The sequence below is a fragment of the Streptosporangium sp. NPDC049078 genome, from assembly GCF_040648855.1.
Classification (GTDB): Bacteria; Actinomycetota; Actinomycetes; order Streptosporangiales; family Streptosporangiaceae; genus Streptosporangium.
In genome coordinates, this window is the sequence record NZ_JBEZEL010000021.1 from 121,678 (window position 1) to 132,756 (window position 11,079).

An 11,079-nucleotide genomic window follows, 5' to 3' on the forward strand; every position below is an offset into this window, starting at 1 on the left:
CTCCTTTCGCCTCGGTCAGTTCGGATGCAGGCCGGTGAAGTCGAGCCCGAGGGGCTCGGGCAGGCCGAGCCGGATGTTCATGCACTGCACCGCGTTCCCGGAACCGCCCTTGACCAGGTTGTCCAGGGCCGCGATCACCGTCACGTCGGACGCCCCCGGGTCCAGGGCGAAGCCGACGTCGCAGAAGTTGGAACCGGACAGGATCTTCGCGTCGGGGAACCGGTGCAGGCCGCGCCGCTGGGCGACCACCCGGACGAACGGCTCGTCGCCGTAGCGTCCCCGGTAGGCGGAGCGGATGTCGCGCTCGGTGACGCCGTCGGCGAGGCGTGCCCTGCAGACCAGCTGCACTCCTCGTACGGCCTCCACTCCGGTCGCGGTCATCCGGACCGGGAGCCCGGTCGCCTGGGAGATCTCCGCCTCGTGCCGGTGTCGCGTCGGGGCGAAGACCCTGAGCGCGCCACTGCGTTCGGCGTGCAGGTTCTCCGAGCCCGCGGTCGCTCCGGCACCGCTGGAACCGGTCCTGGCGTCGACCGTTATCTCGTCCCTGATCAGCCCGGCCTCGGCCAGCGGGGTGAGCGCGAGGATCCCGGCGTTCGCCATGCAGCCGGGCACGCTGATCCGGTCGGCCGTCCGCAGGCGGTCCCGGTGGAACTCCGGTATGCCGGGCACGAAGGTGCCGAGCAGGTCGGTGGCCTCGTGCGGGAGCCCGTAGTAGCTCTCGTAGGTGTCGGTGGACCGCAGCCGGAAGTCGCCGGACAGGTCGATGACCGTGTCGGCCATGTCGAGGAACTCCGGCATCCGGCGCATCGTCTCCCGATGCGGGGTGGCGAGGAACAGCACGTCGTAGTGGTCGAGCCGGTCCTCGGGGCAGAAGGTGAGCCGGGTCCTTCCCCTCAGGTTCGGGTGGACGCCGTCGATCTGGCGGCCTTGCAGGCGCCGCGAGGTGGCGGCGGCCAGCTCGACCTTCGGATGGGTGGTCAGGATGCGCAGGAGCTCGCCGCCGATGTAGCCGGCGGCCCCGACGACCGCGACGCGTGTCATGTCTCCCCCCTCGCGATGAGATGGGCCGCGATGGCGTCCGCCACGTCGACCCTGGAGCCGTGGGCCTGCTGGAAGCCCCGGAACTCCACCCGGTCGTTGACTTCGAGCACGGTGAGGTGCCCGTCCATGTCCTCGATGAGGTCGACGCCCGCGATGTCGGCGCCGACCGCCTCCGCGGCGGCGACCGCGAGCTTGACGTGGTCGGGGCCGAGCGGGCAGTACTCGCTCACCGCGCCCCTCGCCACGTTGGTACGCCACTCCTCTCCCTTGCGGTAGGTCGCGCCGAGCGCCTCGCCGCCCACGACGAGGACGCGGATGTCGCGGTCGGCCTTGGGCACCTGTTCCTGCAGGTAGATCACGTGCGACTGCGGCGAGGGCAGTGCGGCGACGTGTTCGAGCACGGCCGTCGCCACGGCGCGGTCGGTGACCCTGGTCACCAGCCGGCCCCAGGAGCCGACGAGTGGCTTGATCACGGCCGGGTAGCCGATCGTGTCCAGGGCCTCCAGCGCCGCCTCCGACGTCATCGCCAGCGCGGTCCTGGGCGTCGGCAGCCCGCTTTTCAGCAGGGCCGCCGACGTGTGCCACTTGTCGCCGCTGAGATGCGTGGCGGCGGCGCTGTTGAGCACCGTCACCCCCGCCGACTCCAGGGCACTCGCCGCGTACAGGGCGCGGAAGTGCCCGACCTCGCGGTTGAGGACGAGGTTCGGTCCGCTCCAGGGGGAGCCGTTCGCGACGAACAGCGACCTGGGATCCAGATGTTCGAACCTGGCGCCGCGCCGTTCGAGCGCGGCCATGATGTTCTTCTCCTCGAACCGCACTCGCGAGGCGAGGACGGCGAGGTGGGGTGCTACGGAATCCACGGCACAGCTCCCTGCGTCACTCGCCCCAGTCTTCTTCGACGTCCGGTGCGAGCATGAGCGTCGGCGGCTGGACGGAGGCGATCTCCAGCTCGCTCCGGCAGTCCAGGCACTCGACGATCTCGCTCACCCGGGCGTCCCCGTCGATCGGCACCTCGGCCGAGCACTCGGGGCACTCCGGACCGTTCAGAACTTTCTGCATGGGCTCATCCCTGTCGGTTGATGTGAGTTATTTCTCGCATAAACCGTAACCCGATTCCGCATAAAACATCTAATAAGCGCTTTTGTTCGGAATGAATGTGCTCGCTTATAGGACGATCTCATAACTATCGGGCTATTACCTCATAAGCATCGCTTCTTGGCTAGGGGCCGAAAATGTCCATGTCGAATGATTAAGCTCGCTAGTGATGATTATTTCCGGCTTTTTCCTCATCGCCGGCACACCAGGCGAACGTCCGGAGCACCGACGCAGGGCGTCTCCGGAACAGCTCCAGAAGGAGGGGTAATGCGAGGAATCGCAGAGAGTCCTGCCGTCAACGGCAACGGTGCCCACCCGGCTCCATCCGATCTTGAATTCGACCTCGGAACCGTGGCGCGCACCCCCGGCGAGGAGTTCGCGGCGGCCGTGGGCGTGTCCCGCGACCGTGCCGACACCGACGAGCGCGAGGACCTGGTGGTGTCCTTCGGCACGCACCTGCCCGCGTCGTTCCCGCTCTTCGCCTCCCGTCCCCGCTATCCGGTACGCCACCTGCTGAAGACCGCGCCCGTGGCCGGCGACCCGGCGCCCTACGTCTACGAGCCCCCTCGGGGAGCGGTGAGCGAGTCGGGCGTCTCCTACGCCGCCACCCCCGAGGCGGCCTTCGCGCCGAGGCTGGAGGAGGCGCGGCTCACCGACCTCACCGTCTCCGTTCCGCTCCCCGAGGGAATCCTCGACAAGCCCGCCCTGCTCGCCCCGTACGTCGACTACCGCGTGCTCGTCCGGCTGTCGGTGGCGGAGAACGAGGCGCTGCTGCACGGCACCGGCGACGGCGCGATCACCGGGCTGCTCCGGCTGCCGGGCACCCGCCACCGTGAGACCGACCTCGCCCTTGAGGAGGCGGTCACCCAGACCGCCGCCGAGGTCGAGGAGACCGGAGGCTCGTGCGACGGCATCGTCGCCCACCCCGCCGTCTACTGGGAGATGGTGCGGACGGGCATGCTCGCCCGCCTCGCCGTCGCCGGGATCACCGTGTCGAGGACACGCATGATCCCGAAGGACACCCTGCTCATGGGAGACTTCCGCGCCGCGTTCACCCTGTTGCTGCCTGGCGTCTCCTCCATCACGCTGCGCCGCGGCGCCGGGAGCGACGGCGCCGACCTCGTCGAGGCGAGCAGCCGCGTCGGCCTCGCCGTGCACCTGCCGCAGCACCTGATCACGCTCTCGTGGGGTGGTCGCCGTGGGTGACCCGCGGATCCTGTACATCACCGGGTGGATGCGCAGCGGCAGCACCCTGCTCGGCAACGTCCTCGGCGAGCTTCCCGGCGTCCTGCACGCCGGCGAGCTGCACTACCTGTGGCAGAACGGCGTGCTGAACGCCGGGACGAACTCCACCTGCGGCTGCGGCAGGGACCTCACCGCGTGCGACGTCTGGTCCCCGGTCCTCGGGGACGGCGATGTGGCGGGGATCGGCGCCGCGCGCCGGATGACGATCCTGCAGCGCTCCCTGCTGCGCACCCGCCACACCCGCGACCGCCTCGCCGAGGCGAGAGGGAAGGCGAGGACGGCGCCCGGGGTCGAGGAGGCGCTCGGACGCACCGCCTCCATCTACCGGACGCTGGCGGAGCGAGGCGGCGAGCGCCTGATCGTGGACGGCTCGAAGTATCCCGCCGAGGCCGCCGCGCTGCTGGGACGCGCGGACCTGGACGTCCGGGTGCTGCACATGGTGCGCGACCCCCGCGCGACGGCCTTCTCCTACAAGAACGCCAAGGACTACATCGACCCGATGAGCCCCGCCCGCAGCAGCGGGTACTGGAGCGCGTTCAACACCGCCTCCGAACTCGTCGGAGCGGCCGCCCCCGACCGCTACCTGAGGGTCGTGCACGAGGACCTCTGCGCCCGGCCGCGAGAGGTCCTGGCGCGGGTCATGAGCTTCGCCGGGCTGGCGGGAGAGCCGCCGGTCGACGAGACCGGCCTGGTCTCGCTCGGGGAGAACCACACGGTGACCGGCAACCCCGACCGGCTGTCCAAGGGCGACACGGTGATCCGTTCCGACGAGCGCTGGCGCACCAGGCTGTCCGCGCGGGAGATCGCCGCCGCGACCGCGCCCGCCTTGCCGCTGCTCACCCGCTACGGGTACCCGATCCTGCCGACCAGGTAGGCACGAGAATTAGGGAGCCATCTCATGGACCTTCGGCTTAAAGGGCGCGTGGCACTGGTGGCGGCTTCGAGCAGCGGGCTCGGGCTGGCCGTCGCCAAGGCCCTCGCTGCGGAGGGAGCGAACGTCTCGATCTGCGGTCGTGACCCCGCGAGGCTCGCCCTCGCCCACGTCGAGGTCAACGCGATGGGAACGGGCGAGGTGCTCAGCACCCCGGTGGACCTGTGCGACGAGCGGGCCGCCGCCGAATGGGTGCGGCGGACCGCGGACACGTTCGGCGGCCTCGACGTCGTGGTGACCAACACCGGCGGGGTCCCGTTCGGACCCGTCGACAGCTTCCAGGTCGCCGACTACCGCGCGGCGATCGACGGGAACCTCCTGCCGCACGTGAGCATCACCCTCGCGGCGCTGCCCTTCGTCAAGGAGGGCGGCTGGGGGCGCATGCTGATGATCGCCTCCGAGTCCGTGCGCCAGCCCCACCCCGAGAGCGGGTTGTCGTCGGTGGCCCGGCTGGGCCTGCTCGGCTACATGAAGGGCCTGGTGCACGCGCTCGGCGCGAACGGGGTCACAGTCAACATCCTCGCCCCGGGTTTCCACCGCACCCCCATCCTCGACGAGCAGTTCGGCGCGGACGTGGAGACGGAGATCGCCCGCGTCGCCGAGCGGATCCCCCTCGGCAGGATCGGGAACGTGGCGGATTTCGGCGCGCTGGCCGCCATGCTCGCCAGCGACCAGGCCTCGTACGTCACGGGCACGGTTTTCGTGGCCGACGGAGGCAACACCCGCGGCATCGGCTGAAGGCGCCGGCCGAACGCCGACGGAGCACACCGACGGAACACGTCGACGGAAGACGCCGACGGAGCACGCCGACAGGACACGCCGATGGAAGACGCCGACAGGACACGTCGACGGAAGACGTCGGCCGGAGGCGCCGACCGAAGAGTCGGCCGAAGGCATCGGACGGAAGCACCGGTCGAAGACATCGGCTGAAGGGCCGGAAAGCTGAGGAGGAGCGAAAGATGTCCGTACTCGGACACGTCGCCAGCACGCGCAAGGCGGCACTCTACGTAGTCAAGATAGGGAGCGCGAGTCTCGGCCACGACGCGCTCTTCGACGAGGTGGCCCTGCTGCGCCGCCGTGGCGCCCGCGTGCTCCTCGTCGCGGGCGGCGCGGCCGGCATCGCGCGGCACTACGCCGACATCGGCCGTCCCGTCAGGACGCTGAGCCTGCGAGGCGACAGCGCGGTGCGCTACTGCCCTCCCGAGGAGATGCCGCACATCGTGGACGCGTACGAGCGGGTGACGCTGCCGCGCGTGCGCGACGCGCTCACCGCGCGCGGACTCACCGTCTTCACCTCGGTCGCGCGGGACGGGGCACTGGTGAGCGCCCTGGCCAACCGGCCGCTGCGGGCCGTGGTGGACGGCAGGACGACGGTGGTCCGCGACCACCGGGCCGGCACCGTGACCGACGTGGCCGCGGACCGCGTCCAGGCGCTGCTCGACGCGTTCGACGTGGTGTGCCTCTCGCCGCCCGTCGCCGACGGCGCGGGCGGTTCCGCGCTCAACGTCGACGCCGACGTCCTCGCCGCCGAGCTGGCCAACGCCCTCGACGCCGACCACCTGCGCCTCGTCACCGGCACACCCGGCCTGCTCACCGATCCCGAGGACCGGGCGAGCCGCCTCGTCGACGTGGTACGCGGCGAGGGGGAACGGTTCGCGCGCGGCAGGATGCGGCAGAAGGTACGCGCGGCGGAGATCGCCCTCGACGGGAGCGCCGACGTCGCGATAACCGGGCCGCACACCCTGTCCCCCGCGTCGGGGACGCGCTTCTGGCGCGTCCGGCCACCCGCGCCCGACCTGTCGCTGCTGTCGCGAACCGTGGAGATCTCCTCGGTGTCGGCCGACGAGCGGGAACTCGCCGAATACCTGGTGGAGTGGTGCGCCGAGCGTGGCGTCCACGCGGAGATCGACGCGGCCGGCAACCTCGTGGCCACCCGCGGCTCGGGCGACCGGCGGCTGCTCATGCTCGGACACCTCGACACCGTGCCGCACCGGTGGCCGGTGCGCTGGGACGGGCTCACGATCAGCGGCAGGGGCTGCGTCGACGCCAAGGCGAGCCTCGTCGCCTACCTGGAGACCCTCGCGGAGATGGACGTGCCGAGCTGGGCGCAGGTGCGCGTCATCGGCGCGGTCGAGGAGGAGGTCACCTCGGCGGGGGCCTTCCACGCCAGGGACCACTACCCGGCGGACGCGGTGATCGTGGGCGAGCCCAGCGGCGAGAAGGCCCTCACCATCGGCTACTACGGCCTGTGCAAGGTGCGGCTGCGGGTCGGCCACAGCGTCGGGCACACCGCCGGGCAGGGGGTCACCACCGCCGCCGACCGGCTGGTGGACGTGCTGAGCCGGCTCCGCGACGAGATCGGCGCGGCCGACCCGCAGGCACTGGTGGCCGTGCTCGGCATCCACGCCAGGAACGGCGGGGACGTCCAGGTGGGCGAGGCCGTCATCGACGTGCGGGTCCCGCCGACCCTGGACCTGGAACACCTCGTCGACCTCGTCCACCGGGTCGCGGGGCCGGTCGCCGTACAGGTGCTCCGCGCCACACCAGGAGTGATCACCTCCCGTACCAGCCCGCTCGTGAAGGCGTTCTCGCGCGCCTTCAGGGAGGAGGGCGTGGCCCCGAGGTTCCTCGCGAAGAAGGGGAGCAGTGACATGAACACCCTCGCCACCACCTGGCGGGGAGTGCCCATGGTCGCCTACGGCGCGGGGGACGCCGCGCTCGACCACACACCGGACGAGCACCTCGACGCCGAGGAGTTCCGGCGCTCCAGGACCGTGCTGGCCAGGGCGGTCGCGAACTGGGTGGCGGAGGGCCGCCCGCGGGCCACGCCGTCCGCCGCCGAAGGAACCGCGGGCACCGGAACCGTGGGAAGCCCCGGAAGCCCGGGAAGCGCTGCGGGCGTCAACGGCGCCCGGCCCGTCGAAGCCGCCGAGACCGCGAACGGAACCGGCACCTTCGAGGACGTCGAAGCCGCCGCCCTCGTGACCGTCGCGGCCGCCGCAGGAGAGAGGACATCACGATGACAACGATCGCCGTCGACGAGACCGTCGGCCACACCTACCAGCTGTCCCACCTGGCCGCGCTGGAGTCGGAGGCCGCCCACATCTTCAGGGAGACGGCCGGGGAGTTCGACCGGCCGGTCATCCTCTTCTCCGGGGGCAAGGACTCCATCGTCATGCTCCACCTGGCGCGCAAGGCGTTCGCCCCCGCGCCGGTGCCGTTCCCGCTGCTGCACGTCGACACCGGCCACAACTTCCCCGAGGTCATCGCCTACCGGGACCGCGTCGTCGCCGAGTACGGGCTGCGGCTGAAGGTCGCCTCGGTCCAGGACTACATCGACCGGGGTGAGCTGGCCGAACGGCCCGACGGCTCACGCAACCCGCTGCAGACGGTGCCGCTGCTCGAAGCCATCGAGAAGAACCGCTTCGACGCGGTCTTCGGCGGCGGGCGGCGGGACGAGGAGAAGGCCCGCGCCAAGGAGCGGGTGTTCTCGCTGCGCGACGACTTCGGCGGCTGGGACCCGCGACGGCAGCGGCCCGAGCTGTGGAACCTCTACAACGGCCGCCACTCGCCCGGCGAGCACGTCCGCGTCTTCCCGCTGTCGAACTGGACCGAGCTGGACGTGTGGCAGTACATCCTCTCCGAGGGCATCGAGCTGCCGCCGATCTACTTCGCGCACGAGCGCGAGGTCTTCTCACGCCGGGGCATGTGGCTCGCCCCCGGCGCGTGGGGCGGCCCGAGGAGGGACGAACGCCTGGAGCGGCGTCTCGTGCGGTACCGCACGGTCGGCGACATGTCGTGCACGGGCGCCGTCGACTCCGGCGCCGCCACCCTGGAGGAGGTCATCGAGGAGATCCGCTCCTCACGGCTGACCGAGCGAGGGGCCACCCGCGCCGACGACAAGCTGAGCGAGGCCGCCATGGAGGACCGCAAACGGGAGGGGTACTTCTGATGACCACCACACTGCTTCGCTTCGCCACCGCCGGATCCGTGGACGACGGGAAGTCCACCCTCGTGGGCCGGCTGCTGTACGACTCCAAGTCGATCCTCGCCGACCAGTTGGAGGCGGTGGAGAGCGCCTCGCGCAAGCAGGGGCGGGAGACCGCCGACCTCGCCCTGCTCACGGACGGCCTGCGCGCCGAGCGCGAGCAGGGAATCACCATCGACGTCGCGTACCGCTACTTCGCCACCGCGCGCAGGCGCTTCATCCTCGCCGACACGCCGGGACACGTGCAGTACACCCGCAACATGGTCACCGGCGCCTCGACCGCGGAGCTGGTGCTCATCGTCGTCGACGCCCGCAACGGCGTCGCCTCGCAGACCAGGCGGCACGCCGCCGTCGCCGGGCTCCTGCGGGTGCCCCACGTCGTGCTGGCCGTGAACAAGATGGATCTCGTCGGCTGGGACGAGGAGGTGTTCGCGGCGATCGCCGAGGAGTTCACCCGGTACGCCTCCGGCCTCGGGATCGGCGAGGTGACCGCGATCCCGATCTCCGCGCTCACCGGCGACAACATCGTCACCCCCTCGCCGAACATGGACTGGCACACCGGGCCCACGATCATGGAGCTCCTGGAGACCGTGCGGGTGGGCACCGACCCCTCGGGGACGCCCGCCCGGCTTCCCGTCCAGTACGTGATCCGGGCGAACGGCCGCCGTGCCTACGCCGGCCAGATCTCCAACGGCGTCCTGCGGGTCGGCGAGCGGGTCACGGTGCTCCCCGGCGGGCAGACGTCCACGGTGGAGGCGATCGACGTGCTCGGCGAGCCGGTCGACACGGCGTGGGCGCCGCAGTCGGTCGCCGTGCGCCTGCGTGACGACATCGACGTCTCAAGGGGTTCCCTCATCGTGCCGGAGGACGCGGCGCCCGCCCTCACCTGGGAGCTTCGGGTGACCACCTGCCACCTGCACGAGCGCGCCCTGCGCGTCGGGGAACGGGTGCTGGTCAAGCACACCACCAGGACGGTCCAGGCGGTCGTCGAGGACATCGTGCCCTCCGCCGCGCTCGGGGAGCTCACCTGCGCCCCGGGCGCGGACAGCCTCGCCGTGAACGAGATCGCGAGTGTCGTGCTGCGCACCACCGAGCCCCTCGCGGTCGATCCCTACGCGCACTCCCGTACGACGGGCTCCTGCCTGCTGATCGACCCGGCGGACGGGACCACCCGCGCGGCGGGGATCATCGAGGCTTCCTGAGCGGTGAGGTCCTCGCCCCGGGTGGAGGAGACGAGGAGGTCAGCGAGGAGACGCCGCCGGGGTGGGGCCACCCGGCGCCATCGGGGTGATTCATCCGGCATCTTCAGGATGAGTCACCCGGTGGGAACCTTCGGGGACGGGGCCGGCCGGTCGGTCGGCCAGGGACGGGAACAGCCGATTCGGTCGACCGGGGGCAGGGCCGGCCGGTTCAGGGCCGCTCGGTGGTGCCGGTGGGTGCGAGGGGCTCGGTCGGCCTGGTCGGTTCGGTGGTGTCATCGGGTCCGACGGGCCCGGCCGGTTCGGTGGGGGCAGGGGTTCGGTCGCCTCAGCCGGCGAAGGGGTAGTCGCGCAGTGACTGCTGGAAGGCCTTGCGGGCGATCGGGACGTACCCCGAGGACGCGGCGGCGGTGGACAGGGCCATGGTCACCGGCAGGGGGCCGGGCGGGGAGGGAAGGGTGAGCCTGGCAGCCTTGGGCAGGCCCCAGAGCTCGTCGCCGTTGGCGACGAGGCACGCCACGCCCAGGCCGGCCTTGGCGGCCGCGCGCAGTCCGACGAGTTCGGCGCCCTCGTAGCCGACACGCCACGGGACGGCCGACTCGTCGAGCGCCTCCACGATGCGGCCGCGCAGCGTGCACGGCTCGGTGAAGAGCGTGAGCGGGAGCGCGGCGCCCTCACCGTGGGCCGGGCGCCCGAACCAGTCCATCCGCATGTGGCCGAGCTCCTGGCTGGTGGCGCCGCTCCGGTGCGGTCTCGTCTGCAGGAGCAGCGCGAGATCCAGCTGGCCGGTGCTCACCCGGCTCTCCAGGGATTCGCTCAATCCCGTCTGGACGCTGACCTGGGTGTGCGGCATGCCCTTGGTGAGCAGCCGCAGGATCTCGGGAAGCGCCTCCGCGAGCTGGTTGACGATCCCGATGGACAGCCGCTGGTTTCCCGGAGGGGGGATGAAACGGCCCACCGCCTCGTCGTTGAGTGCGACGAGACGGCGGGCGTAGCCGAGGAGCTCCTCGCCCTGCGGGCTGAGCATCAGTTTCCTGCCGGTCGAGGTGAATATGGGGCCCTTGATGAGGCCGCTGAGCTGGCGAATTTGCTGGCTGATGGCGGGCTGCGTTATGTGCAGGGCCTCGGCGGCCCTTCGGAAACCGCCGACATCGACTACGGTGACCAGCGCTCTCAGTCGATTTATTTGCAGGTCGTGGTACATTTTTCCTCTTAAGCTAACCTAGTAGGAAAGTGTCAAGCCATTTGGTTGGCATGGCTCTTGAGGCAAGAGGTCGCTCGTTTTCCGGATATGCGCGGCCGTGCCCTAGTAGGGCAGGTAGACCCCGCTGGGAGTGCGGGTGTCGATGGTGTGGCGAGAGTCGGCCGCGCGCTTCTTTTTCTGCCGGGGGACCCGGATGAGCTTTTTCTGCGGCCGGCGGATTTGCTTCTGCTCCATGATCTCCTCCAGTCTCCTGGTCCGGATGCGGTCAGCGTAGACCGACGGGAGCGGGAAGTCCTACACACGGCGCCACGAGTGCGATGTGAGACTTTCACGTTCGTTTGGTGACGTGAAAACTGTTCCCCTCTCCAGGTCGAGC

The 11,079-nt window shown here is 70.8% G+C and carries 11 protein-coding genes; 6 read left to right on the forward strand and 5 right to left on the reverse strand.

The genetic code is table 11. The features are described 5' to 3' along the window. Positions 1 to 15: 15 nt before the first annotated feature. From argC to AB0B90_RS31765, 3 genes are read right to left on the reverse strand one after another with little or no spacing between them, the layout of a single operon-like run. Positions 16 to 1,041, reverse strand: coding sequence for an N-acetyl-gamma-glutamyl-phosphate reductase (gene argC, locus AB0B90_RS31755; protein ID WP_350945181.1), 1,026 nt, complete (start codon positions 1,039 to 1,041; stop codon positions 16 to 18). Next, complete coding sequence (locus AB0B90_RS31760; RefSeq protein WP_350945182.1) at positions 1,038 to 1,901, reverse strand: RimK family alpha-L-glutamate ligase; 864 nt, start codon at positions 1,899 to 1,901, stop codon at positions 1,038 to 1,040. The genes argC and AB0B90_RS31760 overlap by 4 nt, the downstream gene beginning before the upstream one ends. A gap of 16 nt (positions 1,902 to 1,917) precedes the next feature. Then, the gene (locus tag AB0B90_RS31765; RefSeq protein WP_350945183.1) at positions 1,918 to 2,100 is read right to left on the reverse strand and encodes a lysine biosynthesis protein LysW; all 183 of its coding nucleotides are present in this window, start codon (positions 2,098 to 2,100) and stop codon (positions 1,918 to 1,920) included. Between the two features lie 303 nt (positions 2,101 to 2,403). On the opposite strand from AB0B90_RS31765, the gene AB0B90_RS31770 reads away from it, so the two are divergent. The 6 genes from AB0B90_RS31770 to AB0B90_RS31795 all read left to right on the forward strand — a co-directional run bounded on the left by AB0B90_RS31770 (position 2,404) and on the right by AB0B90_RS31795 (position 9,502). After that, positions 2,404 to 3,342 (forward strand): family 3 encapsulin nanocompartment shell protein, encoded by a 939-nt coding sequence (locus AB0B90_RS31770; protein ID WP_350945184.1) that lies wholly within the window; start codon positions 2,404 to 2,406, stop codon positions 3,340 to 3,342. Continuing rightward, a complete protein-coding gene (locus AB0B90_RS31775) occupies positions 3,335 to 4,255 on the forward strand; it encodes a sulfotransferase (RefSeq protein ID WP_362901817.1) in 921 nt (306 codons plus the stop codon). The genes AB0B90_RS31770 and AB0B90_RS31775 overlap by 8 nt, the downstream gene beginning before the upstream one ends. Positions 4,256 to 4,279: 24 nt before the next feature. Next, on the forward strand, positions 4,280 to 5,050 hold the full coding sequence (locus AB0B90_RS31780) for an SDR family oxidoreductase (protein ID WP_350945186.1): 771 nt from the start codon (positions 4,280 to 4,282) through the stop codon (positions 5,048 to 5,050). 221 nt (positions 5,051 to 5,271) lie between these two features. Beyond that, positions 5,272 to 7,335, forward strand: coding sequence for a M20/M25/M40 family metallo-hydrolase (locus AB0B90_RS31785; RefSeq protein ID WP_362926141.1), 2,064 nt, complete (start codon positions 5,272 to 5,274; stop codon positions 7,333 to 7,335). After that, positions 7,332 to 8,264, forward strand: a complete 933-nt coding sequence (gene cysD, locus AB0B90_RS31790) for a sulfate adenylyltransferase subunit CysD (RefSeq protein ID WP_350945188.1) — start codon at positions 7,332 to 7,334, stop codon at positions 8,262 to 8,264. Before AB0B90_RS31785 ends, cysD begins: the two co-directional genes overlap by 4 nt. Further along, the gene (locus AB0B90_RS31795; RefSeq protein WP_350945189.1) at positions 8,264 to 9,502 is read left to right on the forward strand and encodes a GTP-binding protein; all 1,239 of its coding nucleotides are present in this window, start codon (positions 8,264 to 8,266) and stop codon (positions 9,500 to 9,502) included. The genes cysD and AB0B90_RS31795 overlap by 1 nt, the downstream gene beginning before the upstream one ends. A gap of 325 nt (positions 9,503 to 9,827) precedes the next feature. On the opposite strand, the gene AB0B90_RS31800 is transcribed toward AB0B90_RS31795, so the two are convergent. Beyond that, entirely contained in the window at positions 9,828 to 10,703 is an 876-nt protein-coding gene (locus tag AB0B90_RS31800) for a LysR substrate-binding domain-containing protein (protein ID WP_350945190.1), read from the reverse strand. 102 nt (positions 10,704 to 10,805) lie between these two features. After that, a complete protein-coding gene (locus tag AB0B90_RS31805) occupies positions 10,806 to 10,937 on the reverse strand; it encodes a hypothetical protein (protein WP_350945191.1) in 132 nt (43 codons plus the stop codon). Positions 10,938 to 11,079: the final 142 nt, after the last annotated feature.